At 68.2% G+C, this 24,084-nt stretch carries 22 protein-coding genes; 9 read left to right on the top strand and 13 right to left on the bottom strand.

All coding sequences use genetic code 11. From position 1 onward, the window contains the following. Positions 1–2: 2 nt before the first annotated feature. From ED208_RS11195 to ED208_RS11185, 3 genes are read right to left on the bottom strand one after another with little or no spacing between them, the layout of a single operon-like run. The gene (locus ED208_RS11195; protein WP_158608523.1) at positions 3–1,247 is read right to left on the bottom strand and encodes a sensor histidine kinase; all 1,245 of its coding nucleotides are present in this window, start codon (positions 1,245–1,247) and stop codon (positions 3–5) included. Then, positions 1,244–2,935: an EAL domain-containing protein gene (locus ED208_RS11190; protein ID WP_123211976.1), complete on the bottom strand. Its 1,692-nt coding sequence runs from the start codon at positions 2,933–2,935 to the stop codon at positions 1,244–1,246. Before ED208_RS11190 ends, ED208_RS11195 begins: the two co-directional genes overlap by 4 nt. A gap of 4 nt (positions 2,936–2,939) precedes the next feature. Then, positions 2,940–3,407: a response regulator gene (locus ED208_RS11185; protein WP_123211975.1), complete on the bottom strand. Its 468-nt coding sequence runs from the start codon at positions 3,405–3,407 to the stop codon at positions 2,940–2,942. Between the two features lie 185 nt (positions 3,408–3,592). Here ED208_RS11185 and ED208_RS11180 point away from each other — a divergent pair, with 185 nt between their 5' ends. Beyond that, positions 3,593–4,492 carry a DMT family transporter gene (locus tag ED208_RS11180; protein ID WP_123211974.1) on the top strand — a complete coding sequence of 300 codons (900 nt, stop codon included), beginning with the start codon at positions 3,593–3,595 and terminating at the stop codon, positions 4,490–4,492. A 116-nt stretch (positions 4,493–4,608) separates the two neighbouring features. Further along, positions 4,609–6,096 carry a protein adenylyltransferase SelO gene (locus ED208_RS11175; protein WP_123211973.1) on the top strand — a complete coding sequence of 496 codons (1,488 nt, stop codon included), beginning with the start codon at positions 4,609–4,611 and terminating at the stop codon, positions 6,094–6,096. Positions 6,097–6,110: 14 nt separating this feature from the next. Here the strand turns inward: ED208_RS11175 and ED208_RS11170 are convergent, their stop codons facing one another. Next, positions 6,111–7,325 (bottom strand): GGDEF domain-containing protein, encoded by a 1,215-nt coding sequence (locus tag ED208_RS11170; protein ID WP_158608522.1) that lies wholly within the window; start codon positions 7,323–7,325, stop codon positions 6,111–6,113. 279 nt (positions 7,326–7,604) lie between these two features. On the opposite strand from ED208_RS11170, the gene ED208_RS11165 reads away from it, so the two are divergent. After that, positions 7,605–11,102 (top strand): methylmalonyl-CoA mutase family protein, encoded by a 3,498-nt coding sequence (locus ED208_RS11165; protein ID WP_123211971.1) that lies wholly within the window; start codon positions 7,605–7,607, stop codon positions 11,100–11,102. A gap of 273 nt (positions 11,103–11,375) precedes the next feature. Then, the gene (gene yjgA / locus ED208_RS11160) at positions 11,376–11,951 is read left to right on the top strand and encodes a ribosome biogenesis factor YjgA (RefSeq protein ID WP_158608521.1); all 576 of its coding nucleotides are present in this window, start codon (positions 11,376–11,378) and stop codon (positions 11,949–11,951) included. Between the two features lie 5 nt (positions 11,952–11,956). On the opposite strand, the gene ED208_RS11155 is transcribed toward yjgA, so the two are convergent. Continuing rightward, positions 11,957–12,328: a DUF4345 domain-containing protein gene (locus ED208_RS11155; protein ID WP_123211969.1), complete on the bottom strand. Its 372-nt coding sequence runs from the start codon at positions 12,326–12,328 to the stop codon at positions 11,957–11,959. A 125-nt stretch (positions 12,329–12,453) separates the two neighbouring features. Between ED208_RS11155 and ED208_RS11150 the strand changes: the two genes are divergently transcribed. Continuing rightward, on the top strand, positions 12,454–12,882 hold the full coding sequence (locus ED208_RS11150; RefSeq protein WP_123211968.1) for a hypothetical protein: 429 nt from the start codon (positions 12,454–12,456) through the stop codon (positions 12,880–12,882). A gap of 26 nt (positions 12,883–12,908) precedes the next feature. On the opposite strand, the gene ED208_RS11145 is transcribed toward ED208_RS11150, so the two are convergent. The 3 genes from ED208_RS11145 to ED208_RS11135 form a co-directional block, all read right to left on the bottom strand. Continuing rightward, positions 12,909–13,796: a DUF808 domain-containing protein gene (locus ED208_RS11145; RefSeq protein WP_123211967.1), complete on the bottom strand. Its 888-nt coding sequence runs from the start codon at positions 13,794–13,796 to the stop codon at positions 12,909–12,911. Positions 13,797–13,827: 31 nt separating this feature from the next. Beyond that, complete coding sequence (locus ED208_RS11140; RefSeq protein ID WP_123211966.1) at positions 13,828–15,060, bottom strand: saccharopine dehydrogenase family protein; 1,233 nt, start codon at positions 15,058–15,060, stop codon at positions 13,828–13,830. Positions 15,061–15,158: 98 nt separating this feature from the next. Continuing rightward, a complete protein-coding gene (locus ED208_RS11135) occupies positions 15,159–16,193 on the bottom strand; it encodes an AraC family transcriptional regulator (RefSeq protein ID WP_158608520.1) in 1,035 nt (344 codons plus the stop codon). Positions 16,194–16,278: 85 nt separating this feature from the next. Here ED208_RS11135 and ED208_RS11130 point away from each other — a divergent pair, with 85 nt between their 5' ends. From ED208_RS11130 to ED208_RS11120, 3 genes are read left to right on the top strand one after another with little or no spacing between them, the layout of a single operon-like run. Next, positions 16,279–16,854, top strand: a complete 576-nt coding sequence (locus ED208_RS11130) for a hypothetical protein (RefSeq protein WP_123212025.1) — start codon at positions 16,279–16,281, stop codon at positions 16,852–16,854. A 51-nt stretch (positions 16,855–16,905) separates the two neighbouring features. Continuing rightward, a complete protein-coding gene (locus tag ED208_RS11125; protein ID WP_123211964.1) occupies positions 16,906–17,130 on the top strand; it encodes an addiction module protein in 225 nt (74 codons plus the stop codon). Further along, positions 17,130–17,438: a type II toxin-antitoxin system RelE/ParE family toxin gene (locus ED208_RS11120; protein WP_123211963.1), complete on the top strand. Its 309-nt coding sequence runs from the start codon at positions 17,130–17,132 to the stop codon at positions 17,436–17,438. Before ED208_RS11125 ends, ED208_RS11120 begins: the two co-directional genes overlap by 1 nt. 91 nt (positions 17,439–17,529) lie before the next feature. Here ED208_RS11120 and ED208_RS11115 read toward each other — a convergent pair whose 3' ends face one another. The 3 genes from ED208_RS11115 to ED208_RS11105 are packed head-to-tail and all read right to left on the bottom strand — an operon-like array spanning position 17,530 to position 20,304. Next, entirely contained in the window at positions 17,530–18,171 is a 642-nt protein-coding gene (locus tag ED208_RS11115; RefSeq protein WP_123211962.1) for a lysoplasmalogenase, read from the bottom strand. Between the two features lie 14 nt (positions 18,172–18,185). Next, a complete protein-coding gene (locus ED208_RS11110) occupies positions 18,186–18,656 on the bottom strand; it encodes a PaaI family thioesterase (protein WP_199720594.1) in 471 nt (156 codons plus the stop codon). After that, positions 18,640–20,304: an NAD(P)/FAD-dependent oxidoreductase gene (locus ED208_RS11105; protein WP_123211961.1), complete on the bottom strand. Its 1,665-nt coding sequence runs from the start codon at positions 20,302–20,304 to the stop codon at positions 18,640–18,642. Before ED208_RS11105 ends, ED208_RS11110 begins: the two co-directional genes overlap by 17 nt. A gap of 141 nt (positions 20,305–20,445) precedes the next feature. Between ED208_RS11105 and ED208_RS11100 the strand changes: the two genes are divergently transcribed. After that, positions 20,446–20,988: a hypothetical protein gene (locus ED208_RS11100; RefSeq protein WP_123211960.1), complete on the top strand. Its 543-nt coding sequence runs from the start codon at positions 20,446–20,448 to the stop codon at positions 20,986–20,988. A 27-nt stretch (positions 20,989–21,015) separates the two neighbouring features. On the opposite strand, the gene ED208_RS11095 is transcribed toward ED208_RS11100, so the two are convergent. Then, positions 21,016–22,329 (bottom strand): lipase family protein, encoded by a 1,314-nt coding sequence (locus ED208_RS11095; protein WP_123211959.1) that lies wholly within the window; start codon positions 22,327–22,329, stop codon positions 21,016–21,018. Between the two features lie 48 nt (positions 22,330–22,377). Continuing rightward, entirely contained in the window at positions 22,378–23,943 is a 1,566-nt protein-coding gene (locus ED208_RS11090) for a M28 family peptidase (RefSeq protein ID WP_158608519.1), read from the bottom strand. Positions 23,944–24,084 lie beyond the last annotated feature (141 nt).

Genomic DNA, 24,084 nt, shown 5'->3' with positions numbered 1-24,084 from the left:
CGCTAGGCGCCGACACCAGGGTCCGGTGCGCCGGGACGGCTTTCCCGCAGCCTCGGCTGCTGCGGCAGCAGCAGGTGAAACTGGCTGCCCCGCCCCTCACCGTCCGAGGTGGCGAACAGCTCGCCGCCGTGATGCACGGCGATCTTGCGGCAGATGGCCAGCCCGATGCCGCTGCCCTCGTATTCGTCCTGCGGATGCAGGCGCCGGAAGATCGCGAACACCGCCTCCAGCTGTGCCGGAGGAATGCCGATGCCGTTGTCGGCGATGACCACATGCCAGCGCTCGCCCTCGGCGGAACAGCGGATCTCGATGCGCGGCCGCGCGCCCTGGCCCTGGAACTTCAGCGCATTGCCGATCAGGTTCTGGAACAGCTGCCCCAGCAGCCTGTGCTCGGCCAGCACCACCGGCAATTCGCCGTGAACGATCTCGGCGCCGCTGCTGGCGATCTGCCCCGACAGCGGCTTGAGCGCTTCTTCAAGGGTTGCGGCCAGGGGCCTGGGTTCCAGCCGCGACTCGGCGCCGCGCCCCACCCGCGACAGTGCCAGCAGGTCTTCGATCAAGGCCTTCATCTGCCGCACGCCCTGGCCGATGAAGTCGAGGAATTCCAGGCCATCGCCTTCCAGCCGCTCGCGGTAGCGGCGCTCCAGCAACTGCACGAAGCCGGCGATGTTGCGCAGCGGCGCCTGCAGGTCGTGGCTGGCGATGTAGGCGAACTGCTCCAGCTCGGCGACCGCGCGGTTGAGGTCGGCCAGTGAGCGCCGCAACTCGCGCTCCGCGACTTCGCGCCCCGCCATCTCCAGTTGCAACTGATGATTGGTTTCCTCCAGCCGGGCATTGGCCTGGGCAAGCTGCTGGTTGGCGGCGGCCAGCTCCTCCGGGCTGCGCATTGCCAGCAGACGTGGCACCAATGGCAGGATCGCCGCCGCCGTGGCGATCGACACCAGCGCCGTGAGCAGCTTCAGCCAGCCCTGCGCCCAGTAGATCGGCGACCACAGGGTGATGATGCCCAGCACATAGCTGGTGCCACAGAGCAGGATGAAGGCCGCGAACAGGGAGATCGCCCAGCCGAACGACAGCGTGCCCTGGCGCCGGCGCAGGAAGTAGACCAGGGTCATCGGGATCATGAAGTAGGCCAGCGCCGTCAGCGCGTCGGCGGCGACGTGCAGCCAGAGCAGATCCCCCTGTCCCGCGAAGCTGAGCGCGTGCGGCAGCAGGCTCCCGTCCGAGCCCTCGACGGACGCGGTCACGCCAGGCGCACGGGGCGCGGCCATTGCACCGGCACCAGGTGCGCTTCCAGCGGCGCCACCAGGCGCTCGCCCTGCATCCAGCGCAGACCGATCACCCGCAGGGCCGAGAGGGTTTCGGCCGAGTCGACCCCGGTGGCGATCACCGCGATGCCCAGCCCGCGCGCGGCCCCAAGCAGGGCATTGAGATAGCGCCGGCTACTTCCCTGCAACTGGTCGTCCATCAGATTGCGCAACAGGCCTCGACTGAGTTTCAGGCCGGCCAGCGGAATCTGGCTGAGCTGGCTCAGGCTGGTGTCGCCGCCATCGCCGTCCAGCACCAGGCCGTAGCCCAGGGCGTGCAGCGCCAGCAGCGTCTCCCGGTGCGGCAGTGGATTGCGCAGCGCCAGCTCCTCCACTTCCAGCTGCAACTGGCTGGGCGGCAGTCCGTAGACCGCCAGCACCGCTTGGAGACGCGCCGGAAAATCGCGCTGTCGCAGGCAGGCCGCCGGCAGATTGAGCGCCAGCCGTTCGGCCTGAAAGCCGGCGGCCGCCCACTCGCGCCAGCTGCGGCCCAGGTAGTGCGCGCAGGCCAGCACCAGCTCGACCGCCTGGGCGCCGTCGGCCGGCGCGGCGGCTCCGACCGGCCATGGCGGCAACAGCTCCAGGCCGGCGCAAAGGCCGGTTTCGGTATCGACCCAGGGCTGCCAGCGGCCATCAAGCACCGTGGGCGCGTCGGCGGTGAGCGCCGGTGCGGTGGCGCTCGCCGGCTCACTGGCCTCAAGGCCGGCCAGCCCGCTGCGGCCGGCTGGCAGGCTGGCCGCCAGCCCGCGTGCCCGCTCCAGCAGCTCTTCGGCGCTCTCGGTGCCCCCGGCAAACACCGCCAGCCCGATCCGCAGCCGCAGCTGTACCGCGCAATGGCCGATCTGTTGCAGCGCCTCTACCCGCTGGATCAGTTGCTGCGCGGCGACGATCAGCGCCCCCGGCTCGGGCAGCGGGTAGACCAGCAAGGCGAACTGTTCCTGATCCAGGCGTGCCAGGGTGTCGGAACCGCGCAGGCTCTCGGCCATCAGTTCGGCCAAGCGACGGGTCAGTTCGTCGCCGACCACGGCGCCGTACTGACCACGGGCAGCATCGAGACCGTCAAGCAACAGACAGGCGAAGCCGAACTCGCCATCGCGCTGACGGGCCTCGGCCAGTTGCAGACGGGCACGGTCGAGCAGCAGCGGGCGGTTGGGCAGCAGGGTCAGGGGATCGCGGCTGGCCTGGAAGAAACTGCCGTCGAGCTGCTGTTCCAGCTCCACGGTCTGGCGGTTGCGCTGCACCGCGCGGCGGATCAGCTTGAGCAGGCGCTCGCCGTCGATCTCGCCCTTGAGCAGGTAGTCCTGGGCGCCCAGCTGCAGCGCCTGGGTGGCGGAGCGCTCGTCGTCCAGGCCGGTGAGCACGACGATGGCGGCGCTGTTGTCGACCTCGCGCAGGGCGCGGACGTTATCGACGCCCTGGCCGTCCGGCAGACCGAGGTCGAGCAGCACACAGCTGAAGCTGACGCGCTGCAACTCGGCGACCGCCAGCGACAGCCGCTTGACCGTCTGCACCACCACCTCGCCGGACAGCGTGGCCGGGCGCAGCGCCTCGATCAGCAGGCGGCTGTCGAAGGGGGAGTCCTCGACCAGCAGCACCGACAGGGCGCTGGGAACCTGCGCGTGGCTCATGGCGCTACCCCTGCGGCTGCGGCGCGGGCGGCAGCTGCACCCAGTGCAGCCAGAAGTCGCGGATCAGGCCGGCCAGCACCGCGAAATCGTCCAGCGCCACCGGCTTGGTGAGAAAGCAGTTGGCATGGGCGTCGTAGCAACCGGCGACATCGCTTTCCGCCTTGGAGGTGGACAGGATCAGCACCGGGATGCGCTTGAGCTGGGGGTCGGACTTGATCTCGGCCAGCACCTCGCGGCCGTGCTTACGCGGCAGGTTGAGGTCGAGCAGGATCAGATCCGGGCGCTTGATGCCCGCGTACTCGCCCTCTTTGCGCACCATCTTCATCGCCTGCTCTCCGTCGCGCGCCACGAGCAGCTCGTGGGCCATGTTGGCCTCCTTGAGCACCTCCTGGGCCAAACGCAGATCAGCGAGGTTGTCCTCCACCAGGAGAATGACCGGGCGGTAGCCCGAAGCGGATTGATCGGTCGGCATGCGGGCTCCCGGAGAGAAATGACGCGCCGCGACAGCTGGGCGATGGCGGCCAGCGGGTGTCGCAAGGATCATAGGTTCTGTCAGTTTGTGCCGCCATCGGTCAGGCCACCGCAGACACCGCTAGACTAGCGCTCCTGTCGCGCCGCCCCGATTTCCCTGCTCCGTGGCGCCCGCCAACCTTGCCGATGTCCACCGATCTGCGCCGCGCGGCGCTCCATGTCACCAGCGCCGGCGCCGCCTTCGCCCTGATGGGCGCCTTCGCCAAAACCGCCGCCCAGCTGGGGCTCTCCAACGTCCTGCTGGTGTTCGCCCGCAACCTCATCTCGGTGCTGGTGCTGGCGCCCCTGCTGCTACGCGCCGGCTCCGACGCCTTCCGCACCCAGCGCTTCGGCGGTCATCTGTGGCGCGCCGGCTTCGGCCTGCTGGGCATGTACACGCTCTATTACGCGATCAGCCACCTGACCCTCGCCGAAGCGCTGCTGCTCAACTACAGCTCGCCGCTGTTCATCCCCTTCATCGCCTGGCTGGTGCTGCGCGAGCGCCCGCCGGCGCTGCTGATCCCGGCCTCGCTGCTGGGCCTCGCCGGGGTTGCCCTGATCGTCAAACCTGCCGCGCTGGGTCTCTCTCTGGCCTCGCTGGTCGGCGCCGCCAGCGGCGTGTTCGCCGCCTGCGCGATGGTCAGCCTGCGCCGCATCAGCGACACCGAACCACCGATGCGGGTGGTGTTCTACTTCGGCGCGGTGGGCCTGGTGATCTCCGCCATCCCGCTGTACTGGCATTGGCAGCCCCTGGGCTGGCGCGAGCTGGGAGTGCTGCTCGGCACCGGCCTGTTCGCCACCCTCGGTCAGCTGCAACTGACCCGCGCCTACGCCTGCGCGCCCGCCGCGCGGGTGGGCGCCATGGGCTACAGCGCGGTGCTGTTCGCCGGCCTCCTCGGCTGGCTGATCTGGGGTGAAACGCCGGACGGCTGGAGCCTGCTCGGCGCGGTGCTGGTGATCGGCACCTGTGTACTCGCCGGCTGGCAGCCGGCGCCGAGGGCACCGGCCAACCGTGCGCCGATCTCGCCGGAGGACGCGGGCAGCTGAGCGCTGCTAGCGCGCCCGAAGCCTCATCCCGCAAGCAGCGGCCGGCCTAGCCCGGGCAGCGAGCGCAGAGCTTTGCCGGCAGAATGTCGCCCCATTCAGCAAGCGCTGTGTCGTTCATGAGCTTCCGCGAATCCCTGACCGAGCTGCCGCCCCTGCGCCCCGCCGCCCGCGATCTGCCTGCCGATCTGCGGCCCGGGGTGGACGCCACGCCAGTGCCGGCGCCGCAACTGATCGCCTGGAGCCCGGCGGCGGCCGCGCTCCTCGATCTCGCCGGCCCACCGTCCGAGGCGCTGTTGCCGGTGTTCGCGGGCAACGGCACCTGGCCTGGCGCCGAGCCGCTCGCCACTGCCTACGGCGGCCACCAGTTCGGGGTCTGGGCCGGCCGGCTCGGAGACGGTCGGGCGCTGCTGCTCGGCGAACACCGGAACCCGCGCGGCGAGTTCTGGGAAGTGCAGCTGAAGGGCGCCGGACCGACGCCCTACTCACGGCACGCCGACGGCAGAGCGGTACTGCGTTCGAGCTTGCGCGAGTTTCTGTGCTCCGAGGCCATGGCGGGTCTGGGCATCCCGACCACCCGCGCCCTCGCGCTGGTCGCCAGCCCGCTGCCGGTGCGCCGCGAGAGCATGGAAAGCGCCGCCGTCGTGACCCGACTGGCGCCCAGCTTCCTGCGCTTCGGGCACTTCGAATGGCTCGCCCATCTAGATCGTCACGACGACCTGCGCGCGCTGGCGGATGCGGTCATCGACCGGCACTTCCCTGCGCTGTCCGCCGGACCGGACCGCCACGCCCGCTGGCTCACCGAAGTGGTCGAGCGCACCGCCCGGCTGATGGCGCAATGGCAGTGCGTGGGCTTCTGCCATGGCGTGATGAACACCGACAACTTCTCGATTCTTGGCCTGACCCTCGACTACGGTCCCTTCGGCGTTCTCGACGCCTTCGACGCCGGGCATGTCTGCAACCACTCCGACGAAGCTGGACGCTATGCCTACGACCGCCAGCCCGGGGTCGGACAATGGAACTGCGCCCAGCTGCTCAACGCCTGTCTGCCGCTGCTCGGCGAGCAGAACCAGGCGGCGGTGGAGCGGGCCACCGGCATCCTCGACCGCTACGGTCCGGCCTATGCCCGCGCGGCGGTGGACGGCTGGCGCGCAAAACTGGGCCTGCGGGAAGCCCGGGACGAGGATCCGGCCCTGATCAACCGCTTCCTGACCCTGCTGCACCGCAGCCGCGCCGACTTCACGCTCAGTTTCCGGCGCCTGGCGGAGGTTCGTGCCGGCGACAGCAGCCCCGACCCCGGCCGCGACCAGATCGCCGACCCACTCGGCTACGACGCCTGGATCAGCGACTACCGGGCACGGCTGCTTGGCGAAGCCTCCGACGACGCCGAGCGCGCCGCGCGGATGCAGGCGGTGAACCCGCTCTACGTGCTGCGCAATCACCTGGCGCAGACCGCCATCGAACGCGCCGAGGCCGGCGACTTCGGCTACAGCCAGCGTTTGCTGACCGTGCTGGGCCGGCCGTTCGAAGCGCAGGCCGGCGCCGAGGATCTGGCCGCCGAGCCTCCGGCGGAACTGCGGCAGATCGCGGTCAGCTGCTCCTCCTGATTTCCGCCCTTTGCTCAGACCCGCAGGCGCGCCGGTAGCGCGGCCCCGGTCTGCGGCGGCGGCCCGTCCAGCGAATCTTCCAGCCGGGTCCAGCTGATGACGCCACGGCCGCGTTCCTTGCCGCCGTAGAGCTGGGCGTCGGCGGCGGCCATGGCGTCCTGCAAGCCGAAGCGCGGGTTGGGCCAGCAGCGCACGCCGCCACCGGTAACGCTCAGCCGCTCCACCTGGGCCGCCGGACCCTGGCGCAGCGCCAGCTGCTGGCGCAGGGCCTGCTCCAGCTGTTCGATCCACTGCGGATCGGCGTCGTACCAGAGCGCCACGAACTCGTCGCCGCCGAAGCGGCTGGAGATGTCCATCGGCCGGCGGGTGAGGCCGCGCAATGCCTCCGCCACCTCGCGCAGGCAGTCGTCGCCGGTCAGGTGGCCGTGCTGATCGTTGATGCGCTTGAGGAAGTCGAGGTCGAGGATCAGCAGCGACACCGACTTGTGCTCGCGCGCCGCCAGCGCCCAGGCCATCTGTGCGCGCTGGCCGAAGGCGCGACGGTTGCGCAGGCCGGTGAGGGCGTCGTACTCGGCCAGCTGGCGCAGCTCCAGACGCAGCAGGAACTGCCGGCGGTCCTGGTACTCCGCCAGATAGCGGCCGACCACGCCGATGCAATTGGCCAGCAGGAGGTAATAGGCCTCGTAGAGCAGCTGCGGCGGTGCCGGCGAACCGTCCAGCATGGGCGGCAGGCAGAACGCCAGCCAGACCAGCGCGCCGCAGAGCACCGCCCGCCCCCAGAGCAGCCCGGACAGGAAGTACAGGTAGGCGGTCACCACCAGCAGCGCCTGCATCGGGTAGTCCGGCCGCAGCTGGCGGGCGTAGCCGATGCTCCAGGCCACCGACAGGCCGAGCACCACGGCGGAAACAAAGGCGATGCGCTGGTGGCGAGCTGCCGCCTGCGGCGGGTAGCTGGCCAGCAGCGGCAGCAGCAGCGCCGGTACCGACAGCAGGCACAGTACCTGGTAGACCGGGGCCGGTGACAGCTGCAGGCTGAAGTGGTCGAGGGCGATGAAGGCGAAGATGGCAGCGATGCCCAGCACCTGCGCGGCACGCAGGCCATTGGCGTTGAGGCGGACCAGGCTGCGCTGGTAGTCGCGCTCGAGATCGTCGACGAAGCGCAGCAGCACGAAACCCCGGCGCTGCTGCTCGGCGTGGCGTCCGGGCGCGGCCTCGGGCTCATCGGCCAAGGCCGACGGCTGCCTCCAGATTCGCGACCACCACGACTTCATAAGCCCCCCTCGGCTCCTGCAATTGGCAGCCTCCGCGCTCTGAGCGGCGAGGATGGCTAGCGTCGTCCCTTGACGCTCTTGTATCGCGCCCATCCCTGCGCCGGCAAGCGGCCCGGCCGCCGGGATGACCGCCGGCCACAGCGCTGAAACCTGCTTCAGCCTGGCTGTAGGCCTTTTGGATGAAGAGCCGCCGCAGGCCGATTCGTATACTGCGCGCCTCCGAGGAGACGCCCAGAAATGCACGCCAAAGTAGAACCGCAGCCCGAGGCGGCTGCCAGCACCACGCCCCTGCGCTTTGTCACCGCCGCCAGCCTGTTCGACGGCCACGACGCCGCCATCAACGTGATGCGCCGGCTGATCCAGTCCAAGGGCGCGGAAGTGATCCACCTGGGTCACAACCGCAGCGTCGAGGACATCGTCCGCGCCGCGCTGCAGGAAGACGCTGACGGCATCGCCTTGTCCAGCTACCAGGGCGGCCACAACGAGTTCTTCAAGTACATGGTGGACATGCTGGCCGAGCGCGGCGCAGGCCATATCCGCGTCTACGGCGGCGGCGGCGGCACCATCACCCCGGAAGAGATCGCGGTGCTGCACAGCCAGGGCGTGGAGCGCATCTACCACCCCAACGACGGCGCCAAGCTCGGCCTCACCGGCATGATCGACGATCTGATCGAGCGCGCCCACCGCCAGCGCCTCGACACCCGGGTGCCGGGCAAGATCAGCATCGACGACGAGATCAGCGTCGGCCAGATGCTGTCCACCATCGAAGAAGGCCTGCTGGCGGAAAGCGCACTCGCGCAGCTGCGCAAGCAATGGGAGCTGGCCGGCAAGGGCACGCCGGTGGTGGGCTTTACCGGTACCGGCGGTGCCGGCAAGTCCAGCGTGGTGGACGAGCTGCTGCTGCGCTTCCTGGAAGCCTTCCCCGAGATCCGCATCGCGGTACTGGCGGTGGATCCGACCCGCCGCCGCAGCGGCGGCGCCCTGCTCGGCGACCGTATCCGCATGAACTCGCTGCGCAATAAGCGCGTCTTCATGCGCTCGATGGCGACCCGTCGCCAGCACGCGGCGACCAACACCGTGCTCAAGGACTGCGTGAGCTTCCTGCGCGGGCAGGACTACGACCTGGTGATCGTCGAGACCGCCGGCATCGGCCAGTCCGACTCCGAGATCGTCGATCTGGTGGACTTCCCGGTCTACGTGATGACCAGCGAGTACGGCGCCGCCAGCCAGCTCGAAAAGATCGACATGATCGACTACGCCGAGTTGGTCGTGCTCAACAAGTTTGACAAGCGCGGCGCCGAGGATGCGCTGCGCGACGTGCGCAAGCAGTGGAAGCGCAACCGCGTGAAGTTCGAGCTGAAGGACGAGGAGGTGCCGGTCTATCCGACCATCGCCAGCCAGTTCAATGATCCGGGCGTGACCTGGATGTTCAGCAACCTCTGCCGCCTGCTGCGCCAGAAGCTGGGCCTGCCGGACGCACAGTGGACGCCGGAGCTCGACACCACGCTCAAGGAGCCGCGCGCCACGGTGCTGATCCCCGGCAACCGCAACCGCTATCTCGCCGAGATCGCCGAGCAGGGCCGGCAGATCAACCAGGACGCCGAGTCACAGGACGAGGCCGCCAACAAGGCGCAGTCCATGTGGGAGGCGCTGAGCGAGCTGGCCGACCCCAAGCTGCCCAAGCCGCTTGATCTCTACGCGCAAGATGACCTCGTAGGGTGGGCTTCAGCCCACGCGCCTGAGGACGGTGGGCTGAAGCCCACCCTACAGTCCGCCCAGCCCGACCGCTCCCTGCTCACCCTGCGCCAGCGCTACCAGAGCGCGCTGCAGCAGCTGAGCAAGGAGTCGATCGAACTGCTGCGCGAATGGCCGGCGCGGCTCAAGGGCGTCACCGACGAGCAGTACGTCTACGAGGTGCGCGGCAAGGCCGTGAAGGGCGACAACTACGTCGAGTCGCTGTCGCACTCGAAGATTCCCAAGGTCGCCGCGCCGCACTTCCAGAGCTGGGGCGAGCTGCTGCGCTTCCTCCTGAAGGAAAACCTGCCCGGCGGCTACCCCTACACCGCCGGCATCTACCCCTACCGGCGTGTCGGTGAAGACCCGATCCGCATGTTCGCCGGCGAAGGCACGCCGGAGCGCACCAACCGTCGCTTCCATTACCTCTCCCAGGCCGGCGCCGCGACCCGCCTTTCCACCGCCTTCGACTCGGTGACGCTCTACGGCGAAGACCCGGAAACCCGCCCGGACATCTACGGCAAGATCGGCAACTCGGGGGTGAGCATCGCCACCCTCGACGACATGAAGAAGCTCTACTCGGGCTTCGACCTCTGCGCGCCGAGCACCAGCGTCAGCATGACCATCAACGGCCCAGCGCCGATGATCCTGGCGATGTTCATGAACTGCGCCATCGACCAGCAGGTGGAGAAGTACCTGAAGGCCGACGCCGCCCGCTGGGCCGAGGCCGAGAAGAAGATCGCCGCCCTGTTCCAGGGCAAGACCCGCCCGGTCTACTCCGGCGAGCTGCCGCCGACCAACAACGGTCTGGGCCTGGGTCTGCTGGGCGTCACCGGCGACCAGCTGCTGGACGCCGAGACCTATGCGCGGATCAAGGCCGAGACCATGTCGGTCGTGCGCGGCACCGTGCAGGCCGACATCCTCAAGGAAGACCAGGCGCAGAACACCTGCATTTTCTCGACCGAATTCGCGCTGCGGATGATGGGCGACATCCAGCAGTCCTTCGTCGAGCGCAAGGTCCGCAACTTCTACTCGGTGTCGATCTCCGGCTATCACATCGCCGAAGCCGGCGCGAACCCGATCAGCCAGCTCGCCTTCACGCTGGCGAACGGCTTCACCTTCGTCGAGTACTACCTCGCGCGCGGCATGAAGATCGACGACTTCGCGCCCAACCTGAGCTTCTTCTTCAGTAACGGCATGGACCCGGAGTACTCGGTCATCGGCCGGGTCGCTCGCCGTATCTGGGCGCGGGCGATGAAGGAACGCTACGGCGGCTCGGCGCGTAGCCAGATGATGAAGTACCACATCCAGACCTCCGGACGTTCGCTGCACGCGCAGGAGATCCAGTTCAACGACATCCGCACCACTTTGCAGGCGCTCTACGCGCTGTTCGACAACTGCAACAGCCTGCACACCAACGCCTTCGACGAGGCGATCACCACACCGACCGAAGACTCGGTGCGCCGCGCCGTGGCGATCCAGCTCATCATCAACCGCGAGCTGGGTCTGAACTTCTGTGAAAACCCCTGGCAGGGCAGCTTCATCATCGACCAGCTCACCGATCTGGTGGAGGAAGCGGTCTACAAGGAGTTCGAGGCGATCAGCGAGCGCGGCGGCGTGCTCGGCGCCATGGACACCATGTACCAGCGCGGCAAGATCCAGGAAGAATCGCTGTATTACGAACACAAGAAGTACGACGGCTCGCTGCCGCTGATCGGCGTCAACACCTTCCTGCCCAAGGGCCACGGCGGCGAGATCGCCACCACCATCGAGCTGATCCGCTCGACCGAGGAAGAAAAGGCGCAGCAGATCGACAACGTCGCCGCCTACCGCGCCAACCGCAACGGCATCGCGCCGGACAGCCTCAAGCAGCTGCAGAAGACCGCCCGCGAGCGTCGCAACATCTTCGAGTCGCTGCTGGAAGCCGTGAAGACCAACAGCCTCGGTCAGATCAGCCATGCGCTCTACGAAGTGGGCGGCGAGTACCGGCGCAACATGTGAACCTTCTTCTCAGGCCGTCCTGCGTGGAGGCATGCCCGATACCACGAGACGCTCATCGGCTCCTGATGACTGAGCGTCTCGCCGATCTGGCGCGACGACGTTCGCATTGAACGCGCCACTCGACTTCGACCTTGGCGCCGCGCCGGAGACGCGTACGGGGTCTCGGAGATGACGTGCAGGATTCAGCCACACATGCTCGCTACCCGGGATGGCATGCCGATGAAGCCCGGCCTGCCGGCTTATCATGCGCACCCTGCCCCGCCTCGCGACCCCATGACCCGCTTCCGCTACGACGCCGCCACCGAAGGACTGGAAGAGGAAGACCTCGGCCCCAGCAAGACCTCGGTGAAGGTCGAGATGCTCGACCTGCAGGAACTGGGGCTGGCCCTGCTCGAACTACCCGCCGACCGCTTTGCCCGCATCGAGATGGACGAGCGCCTGCGCGAAGCGTTTCAGGAGTTGCAGCGGATCACCAACCTCAGCGCCCGCAAGCGCCAGGCCTCCTACATCGGCAAGCTGCTGCGCGACGAGGACAGCGCCGCCTTCCGCAAGCTGCTCGCCGATTACCAGCACGGCAAGGAGCAGGCCGCACGCGGCTTCCCGGAAATCGCCCGCTGGCGCGACCGTCTGCTGAGCGACGACGGCGCGATCACCGAGTGGTTCAGCCGCTATCCCACCGGCGACACCCGCCCGCTGCGCACCCTGGTGCGCAATGCCCGCAAGGAGGAAGCCGCAGCCCTGGCCGAAGCCGAATTCAGCGGCAAGCCGGCAGCCAAGGGACGCTACTACCGCGAGTTGTTCCAGCACCTGCGCACGGTGGTGGACGCGGCGGCGCTGCCGCCGGACTGAAGCGCTCAGCCACTCGCAGCCAGCAGGCCCAGCGGCAGCAGCAGGAATAGCAGTTCGCCGAGCGCCAGCCCCAGCACCGTGCGGTCGCGAATCCGGTAGCACCACAGGCTGTAGGCGCGGAACGGCACGATGCCGCCGTAGAGCAGCACGCCCAACCACAACCCCAGGTTGTGCAGGTCCGGCCGCCAGGCCAGGGCCGCGAAGATCGCCGCGAGGCCCAGCTCCAGCCCGCCGTAGATGCTCAGGTACTCGCCGCGCCCGGCCGGCGACAGCTGCTCGTAGCCGAGCGCACGCGAGGTCTGCTGCGGGCGCGCCGCGCACCAGATGGCGAACAGCAGGTAGAGGCCGGCGTTGATCCAGAGGTAGGCGGCGGTCATGGCGTAGGCGGCTCCGTGGGGACGCGCAGCCTAGCAAGACCAAGCGGCGTTCACCGCCAGTTCAAGCCGCTGGCGAACACTGCCTGCGCGGGACAGCCAGTCCCGCGCCGCACCGGAGTAAGGCCATGCCCCCTGTCTACCGACTTTCCCTGATCAGTCTGCTGCTGAGCCTGGGCCTGAGCGCCTGCCATCAGCCCGAGTCAGCCGCCAAGACCGAGGCCGATGTCGCCGAGGCCACCGCGCAGGGCCGCGCGCGGGTCGATGCCGCCGCCGCCACCACGGTCCGCGACCACATCGACAACCTCACCAAGGCACAGGGCGGTCCGCTGCCGACCGCTGCCGCCCGGCAAGACCTGAACAACGTCCACCACCTGGCCAGCGAACTCGCCGAGGCGAATTTCCGGGTCGCCAAGGAACGCTGCGACGCCGAGACCGGCGATGCCCGCAGCGATTGCCTGAAGCTCGCCAAGCTGCACTACGACGCCGCGATCGGCGAAGCTAACAGTCGCCTCAAGGCCGGTGAGGCGGCCTTGCAGAGTGGTCCGCCGCAGTAGCCGCTGCGGGTAGCGGGCCGTCTCGGCTACCCGCGCTGGCGGCGCAGCAGGCTCACCGCCGCCAGCGTCAGGGCGCCGGCCAGCAGGCCCACCAGCGCGTTCAGCAGAGTCGCCGCCAGCCAGCCCGGCGCCGGCAGCGCGCCAAGCAGATGGTGCAGCCAGGGCAGGCCATGCACCAGGATGCCGCCGCCGACCAGGAACATCGCCGCCGTGCCGAGCACCGACAGCAGTTTCATCAGCTTGGGCGCCAGCCGCAGCAGGCCGTGCCCCAGAGACCGCGCGAGCGCATTGGCGCGGCGGCTCAGGTGCAGGCCGGCGTCATCGAGCTTGACGATGCCGGCGACCAGGCCATACACGCCCACGGTCATGATCGCGGAAATGCCGGCCAGCACCGCCAGTTGCTGCCAGAAGCCGGCGCCGGCCACGGTGCCCAACGAGATGACCACGATCTCGGCAGAGAGGATGAAGTCGGTACGCACCGCGCCCTTGATCTTGTCGCGCTCATAGGCGACCAGATCCACCGCCGGGTCGGCCACCGCCTGCACCAGTTCCTGATGGTTCTGCGCCTCCTCGGCACGGCTGTGCAGGAACTTGTGCGCCAGCTTTTCAAAACCCTCGTAGCAGAGAAAGGCCCCGCCGAGCATCAGCAGCGGCGTGATCAGCCAGGGCAGCAGGGCGCTGATCGCCAGCGCCGCCGGCACCAGGATCAGCTTGTTGAGCGCCGAACCCTTGGCCACCGCCCAGACCACCGGCAGCTCGCGGTCGGCACTGACGCCGGACACCTGCTGGGCATTGAGCGCGAGATCGTCGCCGAGCACCCCGGCGGTCTTCTTGGTGGCGAGCTTGGTCATCGCGGCTACGTCGTCGAGGACGCTGGCGATGTCGTCTAGCAGGAGCAACAGGCTGCTGGCCATGGTCGTGTCCGGAGTATCGTGGGCTACGACTTCAAGCCAGCACCTCGAAGCCCAGCCCGGCATGCAGTTGCAGGCGCTCGATGAGTGCATCGCCCAGCGCCGTGGCCGGCGTCCAGAAACCACCGGCGAGTGCCGACTTGGGACGGTCCAGCGCCAGACAGGCGGCGGCCTCGCCGAGCATCTTGCCGGTGGAGCCGTAGCCGGGATCGCGGTCGCCGGTCACTTTCACCTTCAGGGTCTGGCCGGCGGCGGTGCGGCCGTAGAACCGGAAGTCGTAACTGCCCTTCTCCTGCTGTTCCGGCGTCGGGCCCTCGCCCGGCTTGGGCACCACGTAGCTTTCCAGCAGCCAGCGGCTGGGCGGAATGGCGGCGGCAGCGACGAAGCCGCCCAGGCCCAGCGCAACGCCAGTGGCGGTGAGGCGACCCTTGAAGCCAGCACCGGTCATCATCGCCTCGTCGTACTGGAAGTCCCGGCCATAGGCCTCGCCCTTGAGCGCGTTGGAGCGCTGCACCACGCGGGTGTTGATGCCGGCCATCACGAACGGCGCCAGCCAGCTTCCGACCTCGGCGTCGTACTGCGCGAACATCACCTCCGGCTGGCGCGGCTTGCCATTGCTTCCGCCCGGCACGATGGAATACGGGTCGGCCATGACCTTGCGCAGCGCCGGGTCCTCGCCGATCTCGCGCATCACGTTCATCAGGCTGGCGACGGTGCCGCCGGAGAAACCGCCGCGCAGCTTGCGGATACGCAGCTTCACCCGCGTGCAGGGCGCGCCAAAGCGGCGCTGCGCCTCGGCTTGCAGGTAGTGCACGCCGAGGTCGGAGGGGATGGAGTCGAAGCCGCAGCAGTGGACGATGCGCGCGCCGCTCTTGCGCGCGGCGGGCTCATGGGCCTCGATCATCCGGCGTATCCACTGCACCTCGCCGGTGAGATCACAGTAGTCGGTGCCGGTCTCGGCGCAGATCTTCACCAACGGCGAGCCATAGAGCGCGTAGGGGCCGACAGTAAAGACCACCACCCGCGTGCTATCACACAGCGCCTTCAGCGCCACCTCGTCGCTGGCCTCGGCGAGCAGGATCGGCAGTTCTGCCGCGCCCTCGCCCAGGCTGCTGCGCAGCTCCTGAAGCTTGGCGCTGGAGCGGCCGGCAATGGCCCACTGCACCGCGCCGCCGACGCCGTGACGGCCATAGAGGTACCGACTGAGGATCTGGCCGACGAAGCTGGTGGCGCCATAGACCACGAAGTGAAAGCGGGGGCTGCTCATTGAGGGGCTCGCTCGATTGCGGATTGCGGATTGCGGATTGCGGATTGCGGATTGCGGATTGCGGGCAAGCATAGCGGCGGCCGGCGCCGACGCGGGGCTCAGCCGACCCTAGCCTGCCGCCACACGGCCGGCGTATTGCCGGTCCAGCGCCGGAAGGCACGCTGAAAGGCGCTCTGCTCGGAAAATCCGCAGGCCTGGGCGATCTCGGCCAGGTCGGCCTGGCCGTGTCTAAGCCACCGGCAGGCGGCGTCGCGGCGCACCTCGTCCTGCAAGGCACGCAGGTTCAGGTTTTGCGCCTGCAAGCGTTCGCGCAAGCCGCGCGCGCTCAGCCCCACGGCATCTGCCAGCGCCGCCGCCTCCGGTAGCTCGCCCGGCAGCGCGGCGAAGCAGGCGGCCCGCAGGCGCAGTTCCAGCCGCCAGCTCAACGGCCCTTCAGCGAGCCGACGCCGGGCCTCGGCGAGCACCCAGTCGGCGGCGGAGGGGTCGGCCAGCTTCAGCTCGCGGCGCAGCCATTCGGCCGGGAAGTGCAGCGCGGTCTCGGGCTGGTCGAACAGCGGCTCGGTACCCAGCAGCTCGCGGTAGGCAGCCAACGGCGCCCGCGCCGCGTGCGCGAAGCCCAGACGCAGACCGCTGGCCGGTACCCCGGCGAGGGCCGGCGCCAGCAGCACCCAGCCGGCCAGGGCCAGCTCCATCACTGCGGGTGGAATCGGGTGCAAGGGCAGCCAGCGCAGGCTGGCCGATTCGCCCTCGACGCTCAGTTCGATACGGCTGCCGTCCCAGACCAGGGGCTCCAACTCGATCAGCCGCGCCAGACCGGTGCCCAGATCGGTGCTGGCCAAGAGGCTCAGACCCAGCCAGGGATAGGCCTTGAGGCTCAGTTGCCGCGCCTGCTGCAAGGCCAGCAGCGGGTCGGTCTGCGCCGCCAGCGCCTGCTCCAGCAGCGCATAGGCCTGGTACAGCGGCACCCGGTAGTGCTCGTCGCCGCGCAGACGCTGCGGGTCTATGCCCACCTGCGTCAGCCAGGGCGCGGGCAGCGCCGCCGGCAGCAGCTCGCTCAGGTAGCGGGCGCTGATGCCGGCGGGCGCCGCCATCAAGGCCGGCAGCGGTGGCAAATGCACTGACTGGACTGCCATGCGGGAGTGGCGGCTGGGATCAAGATCGTGGAAAGGCCACAGGCTATCGTCTGCGCCACGCGAACAACACTCCGGAGCCGCCGGCATGATCGGAATTCCCCTGGGCCTCATCACCGCCAACGCTGTCGAATGGGGCATGCACAAGTACGTGCTGCACGAGGCCGGGCGCAACAAGAAGAGCTTCTGGGCCTTCCACTTCCACGAGCATCACCGGGTGGTGCGCCAGCACGCCTTCCACGACCCCAACTACCGGCGCTTTCCGCTCGGCTGGCACGCGCAAGGCAAGGAAGCCTGGTCGTTGATCGCCGCTGCCGTCGCGGTGGCGCCGCTGTTCCCGGTAGCGCCCTTCTACGTTGCCACGCTCTGGTACTGCGCCGGCAACTACTACCACCTGCACAAGAAGGCGCACGACGATCCGGCCTGGGCGCGCGAGCACCTGCCCTGGCACTACGACCACCACCTGGGCCGCAACGCCGACGCCAACTGGTGCGTCACCAGGCCTTGGTTCGACTACCTGATGGGCACCCGCGAGTTCATGCCGGATGCGCCACGCGAGCGCAATGTGCTGGGCCTGCAATCCCTGCCCGGCTGGCTGGCGCAGCGACTACCGGACCCGATGAAGTACGGACGAGTCGTTGGCAAGCGGACCGCGAAAGCCTGAGCCGTAGTCCGGATTCCATCCGGGTCACCTTCGCTGGTGTATCGTTGCCACATGAATAGCCTTCGTCCTGACTATCGTTCCCTGCCCATCTCCGAGCGCATCGAGTTGGTGGAAGACATCTGGGACAGCATCGCAGAGGAAACGGCGCTCCCCATCGCCTTGTCTGACTCACAGCGTGCCGAACTCCATCGGCGGTTTGCCGCTCACCAGGCGGACCCTACCAGCAGCATTCCCTGGGAGCAGGTTCGCGCCAAGCTCTTCAAGGGCACTCCCTGATGCACCTATGGGTCAGGCCAGAGGCTGAAGCCGAGCTTCTGGAAGCCCAAGCCTGGTACGAACAACGGGCCGCCGGCCTGGGTTTCGAGTTCGCCCGCGCCGTGGATGCGGCGGTTGCCAGGGCACTGCGAATGCCCCTGGCATTTCCGCGCGTCGAAGCCGAATTTCGGCAGGTCGTCGTTCGCAAGTTCCCTTACTCAGTCGTCTATCACCCATCCGAGTCCGAGCTTGTCGTGGTTTCCTTTTTCCATCATCGACGCAAGCCAGGTTCTTGGCTGCAGAACCAGACTGGCCAAAAGGGCACCTGACTATCCGCCGCTCAGGTGAAACGGAAGGCGGAATAGGCCTTGCCATTCCGCCCGACTCAGGCTTGACCACTGAGCTCCGGGGCTACCTCAATCAGGCATCGAGACTGACCGACAGCGCGATCAGCCCAATCGCCAACCAATAGGTGCTGAGAATCAGCGGCTGCGCCCCACGATAGGCGCCGTTGAACTGGCGCACCGCCAGTGCCGAGTCGGAAACCATGAAGATGAACGCGCCGAGCATCGCCAGCGTGGTGCCGAGGTTGGGGTTGGCCTGCCAGCGGGCGCTGGCGGCCAGCACCATGCCCATCAAGGCCAGGCCGTAGACCAGCACGGGCCCTTTCAGCGATCCGGTCTTGGGCAGCAGCCAGGCGAAGAAGCCCAGGCCGTAGACCACGCCGGCCCAGCACCAGAGCGGCACGCCGTAGCTGCTCAGGCCCTCGGCATAGGCCCAGACGAACAGGAAGTGGGCGATCAGGAAGCTGCCGAGACCGCCGAGAAACCAGGCGTTGCCGGCGAACATCAGGCAGATGTCGCCCAGCATCGACAGCACCAGACCGATGGCGACCGCCGTGCGGTAGTCGCCCTCCGGGCCGCACAGCGCGATGCCGAGGATCAACAGCGTGGTCAGCGGCTTGAGGACGTAGAAGGCCCGGTGGCGCTGGGCGCCGGCGCTCTCGGCGACGATGGCGAGCAGGGCGGAGACGGCGGCGGTGATGGTCAATGCGACGAGCATGGGCGAGGGGCTGGTTAGAGGAATTTGGGGAGGCCCAGCTTCAGGCCCCTGCCCGGCAGGGCCATGAGTGTGGAGGTGCCGTGGGCGATCAGCTCTCCGGCGTCATCGTAGACGCTGGCCTCGGTGTAGCTGATCTGCCGACCGGGACGCAGGCAGCGACCCTCGGCACGCAGGTGGCCGCGACTTACCGCCTTCAGGTAGTTGAGCTTGAGATCGACATTGACCAGGCCGCAATCGTCCGGCAGGCGCAGGAAGCCGGCCCAGAAAGTGGCGGTGTCGATCAGCGTGGCCAGCACGCCGCCGTGAATGATCCCGAACGGTTGCAGATGCCGCTCGCCCAGTTCCAGCTCGATGCGGCAGCTGTCGAAGTCCATCGCCGCCAGACGCATGCCGATCAGATTCGGATAAGGCGCGTTGCGCACGCTCTCCTGCACGGCGGCGATGTAGTCCGGGTTCGGCGTCGGCAGCTCACTGGGCCTGGTCATGGTGGCCTCGGGAATAAAGTTCAGGGGGCAGCGGCTGGCCGGTCATCTGCAAGGCCACAGCCTCGGCGACGCGGATGCCGTCGATGCCGGCGGAAAGAATGCCACCGGCATAGCCGGCGCCTTCGCCGGCCGGGTAGAGGCCGCGGGTGTTGAGGCTCTGGTAGTCGGGGCCACGGGTGATGCGCAGCGGCGCCGAGGTGCGAGTCTCGACGCCAGTGAGCACCGCGTCGGCCATCGAAAAGCCGCGAATCTGCTTCTCGAACGCCGGGATCGCCTCGCGGATCGCGGCGATGGCGTAGTCCGGCAGCGAGGGCGCGAGATCGGTCCAGGTCACGCCCGGCTTGTAGCTGGGCTCGACGCTGCCCGGCCCGGTGGACGGCGTGGCGGCGAGGAAATCGCCCACCCGCTGCGCCGGCGCCCGGTAGCTGCTGCCGCCGAGCACATAGGCGCGCGATTCCAGCTCTTCCTGCAAGGCGATGCCGGCCAGCGGCCCGGCGGTGACCCCACCCGGATAGTCCGCCGGCGTGATGCCAACAACTATTCCGGCATTGGCATTGCGCTCGTTGCGCGAGTACTGGCTCATGCCGTTGGTGACGACGCGCTGCGGCTCGGAGGTGGCCGCCACCACGGTGCCGCCCGGGCACATGCAGAAGCTGTACACCGCACGGCCGTTGCTGGCGTGGTGCACCAGCTTGTAGTCGGCCGCCCCCAGCAGCGGATGCCCGGCGTAGGGGCCAAGCCGGGCGCGGTCGATCAGGCTTTGCGGATGCTCAATGCGGAAGCCCACCGAGAACGGCTTGGCTTCGAGGTAGACGCCGCGCCGGTGCAGCAGGCGGAAAGTGTCGCGGGCGCTGTGGCCCACCGCCAGCACCACATGCTCGGCCTCGATCTGCTGCCCGTCGGCGAGCATCAGGCCACGCAACTGGCCGTCCTCGATCAGCAGATCGGTGACATGGCTCTGGAAGCGGATCTCGCCGCCCAGGGCGATGATCTCGGCGCGCATCTTCATCACCATGCTGGTGAGTCGGAAGGTGCCGATGTGCGGCTTGCTGACGTAGAGGATTTCCTCCGGCGCGCCGGCCTTGACGAACTCGCTGAGCACCTTGCGACCGAGGTAGCGCGGGTCCTTGACCTGGCTGTAGAGCTTGCCGTCGCTGAAGGTGCCCGCCCCGCCCTCGCCGAACTGCACGTTGCTCTCCGGGTTGAGCACGCTCTTGCGCCACAGGCCCCAGGTGTCCTTGGTGCGCTCGCGGATGCCCTTGCCACGCTCCAGCACGATGGGCCGGAAACCGGCCTGCGCCAGGATCAGCGCCGCGAAGATGCCGCAGGGGCCGAAGCCGATCACCACCGGCCGCTGGCCAGCGCCGGCCGGCGCCCGAGCGACCGGGTGGTAGCCGGTATCCGGCGAGGGACTGAGGTGACGGTCGCCGGCATGGCGCGCCAAGAGCGCCGCCTCGTCGGTCACCGTGCAATCGACGGTGTAGACGAAGCTGAGCTGGCTGTTTTTCTTGCGCGCGTCGTAGCTGCGCTTGTAGACGGAAAACTCCAGCGTCTCGGAAGGTCGCAGGCCCAGGCGCAGGCGGATGGCGGCTTCCAGGGCTTCGGGCGGGTGTTCGAGCGGCAGGCTCAGTTCGGTGATGCGCAGCATTCGCGGGGTTGGCCGGTGATGATCCGGCAGCGGCGGGCGGACGCGCATTTTCCACCATTCGGCCCGGCTCGTCCGATAAGACGGTGAAGCCGCCAGCGGGCCCACCTAGCCTGCGCGGACCTAATGCTGGAGAGGCACTGCATGGAACGGCAATGGAATCGCCTGCTGGCCCTGATCGTCCGTGATGGCCTGCTGATCGGCCTCGCCGTTCTGCTCTGGCGCGGGACCCTGGAAGCCGGCCCGGCACAGACCGTCGGCGGTTACGCCCTGCACCTGGGGACTGCGCTGATGACCGTGCTCTGCGGCTACCTGCTGCACGAATGGGGGCACCTGATCGGCGCCCTGCTGGTGCGCGCGAATGTGGTGCTGCCGAGGATGTTCGAGTCGCCTTTCCTGTTCCGCTTCGACCTGCACCGCAACAGCCGCCGGCAGTTCACCTGGATGGCCTCGGGCGGCTTCGTCTCCAGCCTGCTGCTGGTGGCGTTTCTGATCTGGGCGCTGCCGGCGGGCCTGCTGGCCAGCCAGGTGGCGCTGGGCCTGACCGGCCTCGGCGTGCTCGCTACGCTGGTGATCGAAGTGCCGGAATTCTGGGGCGTGGTCATCAAAGGCGGACCACTACCCACCGGTGCGGCCTTCGTCACCACCGCCAGTGGCGCGGTCGAATCCGCCCAGGTCCGACGCTGAGCCTGGCGACTGCCGCCCTTCGAGTCCTCAGTACCCGCGCAGCACCAACTCGGCAACGATGTCGCGATACAGGCCCAGGCGGCTGAACCGGAACTGGCTGTTGTCCTCTCCCTGGCAGCTCAGGCGACCTTCGTCCAACCCCGGCACCTTGGAATCGGCATAGGCCATGTGATTGAGGCCGGGATGCGGTCTGGAAGGATCGCTGGATCGGCCACTGACCCAGCGGGCAAGCACTGGCGTAACTCCGCCGGTCGCGCCCGGTCCGTAGTGGCTGAACTTCTGGGAATCGACCGAAATATTGCCGTCGTTGGGCCCCTCGCGATCCAGCACGATCCGCCAGTTGAGTTCGTTGCGGGCGTAGCAGGGGTGGGAGATGTCGTCGATCTGGGAGCTGAAGCTCTGGTAGTACACCGGCTGTTCGGGGTCCACCGGCAAGGGATAGAGCTGGTTGAAGCTGGGCGCACAGGCCTTGCCGGCACCCGGATCGCAGTCCATGTCGGTGGTCAGCAACATGTACTTGCGCGACAGCGCCACCGCCGACTCGCTGCCGTTGACAATAAGCGCGCCGTTCTGCCGGTAGGAGTCCGCCGCCAGCACCAAGTCGACCAGCGGCGAGCGGCAGCCCGGGCTCAGGCAGGAGCCCGTCATCTCCAGCGTCCAGTCGGCCTGGGCGGTGCCCTTGTTGGCACCGGCCATCGAGGTCCAGCTGGCCAGATGCCGATACATCAGCTCGCCGCTGAATTCATTGCGCACCGCCGCCAGCATGTAGCGCGAATCCGGGCAGCCCTGCGAATGACAGATCAGGTTGAACTTGAGGCCACGCCGGCAGCTGTCCTCGTCGCCAAACCCGCTGCGCGCGCGCAACGCGGCATCGCCGCAGTACTGCAACGTCGCCAGGTAGACCCCGTCAACCGGCTGTGGCCGGTCGCCCTCGCAGAGCAGTTCCGGCAGGGTGCTGCCCGCGCACTTCTTGTAGAGGAGCCGACCACGGGTCTCGTGCGCGCCGTAGGCCAGTTTGTCTGGCTGGTAGACCACCGCCCCGCCCGCTTCCAGCATCTTCTTCACCCCGTAGGCGTCGAAGCCGCTGCCCTCCGGCGTGTCCCCCCGGAACGAGCGTTCCGCCGTCAAGGAAAACGGATGCGACAGCAAGATCGGCCAGCGGGTGGCGAGCGATTTTCCGCTGCCATCGGCCGGCGCCGCGTAGAAGCTGCCGTCGGGACCGGCTCCGGGTATCAGCGGCACTGCCGCCAGGCGCCCAGTCACCGGGTCGCCGTCGTCAGTACCGCAGGCGCTGAGCAGGCACAGACCTGATAGCAGGCCGCAGGCAAGCACGCTCTTCATCACCGGCTCACTCCAGCACGGGGCTCTGGCAGCGCCCGGCAAGCACGCTCATTCGCGCAGGCTCGCGGCGGTCGGCAGCGCGGAAATGCCGGGAATCCCGATCAAGGCCGAGGGCGTGGCGTCCATCGCCTCCACCAGCTCGGCGAAGAACCGGTTCACCGGCACCAACTGGTCCTTGGCGACCTTGTCGAGGGTATCGGCCTCGTCATAGAGATAGTTGGGACCGGCGATCAGGCTGGCAGTGGGAACCCCGGCCACGCAGGCGAAGGCGTCGGTGGGGATGCCCACGGTCGGGCACAGCAGGTGCGCCTGCAGCAGCGCGGTGCGGCGCAGGTCGTGCTTGATCAGGCCATTGATCATGGTCAGCTTCAGTGACGGCCCGAGGTTCTCGAAGATGCCGCGAAACTCCGGCTGGTCGGTGACCGCGAGGTTGCCGTCGGCATCCTTGATGCCCTGCTTACCGATGTGCTCGATGGTGACGTTGCCGACGATGTTGTAGGGCGTGAGCTTGTCGGTGATGTACTTCTTGGCGAAGGCCTTGTGCACCTGGTAGCCGGTCCAGTGGCTGTCCATGGTGGTGAACAGCAGGGTTTTCTGACGCTCCTGCGCCGGCTTGGAGGCGAAGTACTGCGCTTGCGCGATCACGCTGGCGGCGCCGCTGCCGTCCTCGACCGCGCCGTTCCAGGCGGCGTCGTGATGGGAGGTGACCAGGATGGTGTCCAGGCTCTGCCCCGGCAGGGTGCCCACCACCGCCCGGCCTTGGGTTTCCTCGCGACTGCCTTCCATCACCAGGTTGGCGGTGGGTTTGTCGCCGGCGGCCTTCATCAGGGCGCGGATCCGCTTGCCGTCCTTGGGCGCGACCCAGACGCCGGGGATGGTCACCGCCGTGTGGTAGGACTCGTTGTAGTACTTGTTGGAGTTGAAGTAGTCGGCCAGCACGCCGACGAAGCCCGCCGCGCCGGCATTGAGCACCTGCTGTACTGCGGTCTCGTAGGTGGTCTGGAAGGGATTCGCGACCAGCACCGACAGCGAGGGATCGAGCAGAGTGGTCAGCGCCGGGTCCCAGAGGAACTCCATCAGCGGCGCCAAGGCAGCGGTCGGCACCAGGAATTTCAGGTCGAACACCACGATCTTGCCCTTGACGTCCTTGACGATGGGCACGCCGAGGCCGACATCGACGATCTCCGCATTCAGCCCGCCAGGGCCGGTAGAGAACACCGAGGGCTTGTCGGCGGTGATGAACGAGAACGCGGTCGGCGTGCTGTCCACCGCTTCGCCAGCCACCCGCAGGCTGGAGCGTGTCGCCTCCCACTTCCAGGTGGTGGCGGTCTCGTAATGGACATCCTCCAGCCCCAGGGCCTCGAAGCGGCACTTCATGTAGGCCGCCGCCTTCTGGCCACCGACGGTCCCGGTGCGACGGTTGCCGAAGCGGGTGAGATCGGCGATCCAGCCGAAAATACGGTCCTCGCTGGGCATACCCTGGGCTTCGGCACTGGTATCACGCAGGCACTTGCCGTCGGCATCGTAGGCCTCGCCGCCGCCCTCCCCGGAACCACAGGCGGCGAGCAGCAACAGTCCAGCCAGGGCCGCAGCCCTCGCGCAGGTTTTCAACACGGTCATCTCCTCGGTAAGGCAGCTTGGGCGGCGATGAGTCATCGCCGTCTCGTCTTGTTTTCAGGGCGCCATTGTTGCGCCGGCCGGCCCGGGACCGCTTTTCATCAGCGGTCAATCTCGCATTCATTTTCCGCCACTGAC

It is taken from the genome of Stagnimonas aquatica, assembly GCF_003730135.1.
Classification (GTDB): Bacteria; Pseudomonadota; Gammaproteobacteria; order Nevskiales; family Nevskiaceae; genus Stagnimonas; species Stagnimonas aquatica.
The sequence above is the reverse complement of the archived record's forward strand: the minus strand, read 5'-3'. Positions and strand labels throughout refer to the sequence as shown.

What these genes read in the sequence shown, in the direction of transcription:
- ED208_RS11190 (WP_123211976.1), bottom strand. Translation starts at nt 2,935, where the DNA reads ATGAGCCACGCGCAGGTTCCCAGCGCCCTGTCGGTGCTGCTGGTCGAG.
- ED208_RS11185 (WP_123211975.1), bottom strand. Translation starts at nt 3,407, where the DNA reads ATGCCGACCGATCAATCCGCTTCGGGCTACCGCCCGGTCATTCTCCTG.
- ED208_RS11180 (WP_123211974.1), top strand. Translation starts at nt 3,593, where the DNA reads ATGTCCACCGATCTGCGCCGCGCGGCGCTCCATGTCACCAGCGCCGGC.
- ED208_RS11175 (WP_123211973.1), top strand. Translation starts at nt 4,609, where the DNA reads ATGAGCTTCCGCGAATCCCTGACCGAGCTGCCGCCCCTGCGCCCCGCC.
- ED208_RS11165 (WP_123211971.1), top strand. Translation starts at nt 7,605, where the DNA reads ATGCACGCCAAAGTAGAACCGCAGCCCGAGGCGGCTGCCAGCACCACG.
- yjgA (WP_158608521.1), top strand. Translation starts at nt 11,376, where the DNA reads ATGACCCGCTTCCGCTACGACGCCGCCACCGAAGGACTGGAAGAGGAA.
- ED208_RS11155 (WP_123211969.1), bottom strand. Translation starts at nt 12,328, where the DNA reads ATGACCGCCGCCTACCTCTGGATCAACGCCGGCCTCTACCTGCTGTTC.
- ED208_RS11150 (WP_123211968.1), top strand. Translation starts at nt 12,454, where the DNA reads ATGCCCCCTGTCTACCGACTTTCCCTGATCAGTCTGCTGCTGAGCCTG.
- ED208_RS11145 (WP_123211967.1), bottom strand. Translation starts at nt 13,796, where the DNA reads ATGGCCAGCAGCCTGTTGCTCCTGCTAGACGACATCGCCAGCGTCCTC.
- ED208_RS11140 (WP_123211966.1), bottom strand. Translation starts at nt 15,060, where the DNA reads ATGAGCAGCCCCCGCTTTCACTTCGTGGTCTATGGCGCCACCAGCTTC.
- ED208_RS11135 (WP_158608520.1), bottom strand. Translation starts at nt 16,193, where the DNA reads ATGGCAGTCCAGTCAGTGCATTTGCCACCGCTGCCGGCCTTGATGGCG.
- ED208_RS11130 (WP_123212025.1), top strand. Translation starts at nt 16,279, where the DNA reads ATGATCGGAATTCCCCTGGGCCTCATCACCGCCAACGCTGTCGAATGG.
- ED208_RS11125 (WP_123211964.1), top strand. Translation starts at nt 16,906, where the DNA reads ATGAATAGCCTTCGTCCTGACTATCGTTCCCTGCCCATCTCCGAGCGC.
- ED208_RS11120 (WP_123211963.1), top strand. Translation starts at nt 17,130, where the DNA reads ATGCACCTATGGGTCAGGCCAGAGGCTGAAGCCGAGCTTCTGGAAGCC.
- ED208_RS11115 (WP_123211962.1), bottom strand. Translation starts at nt 18,171, where the DNA reads ATGCTCGTCGCATTGACCATCACCGCCGCCGTCTCCGCCCTGCTCGCC.
- ED208_RS11110 (WP_199720594.1), bottom strand. Translation starts at nt 18,656, where the DNA reads ATGACCAGGCCCAGTGAGCTGCCGACGCCGAACCCGGACTACATCGCC.
- ED208_RS11105 (WP_123211961.1), bottom strand. Translation starts at nt 20,304, where the DNA reads ATGCTGCGCATCACCGAACTGAGCCTGCCGCTCGAACACCCGCCCGAA.
- ED208_RS11100 (WP_123211960.1), top strand. Translation starts at nt 20,446, where the DNA reads ATGGAACGGCAATGGAATCGCCTGCTGGCCCTGATCGTCCGTGATGGC.
- ED208_RS11095 (WP_123211959.1), bottom strand. Translation starts at nt 22,329, where the DNA reads ATGAAGAGCGTGCTTGCCTGCGGCCTGCTATCAGGTCTGTGCCTGCTC.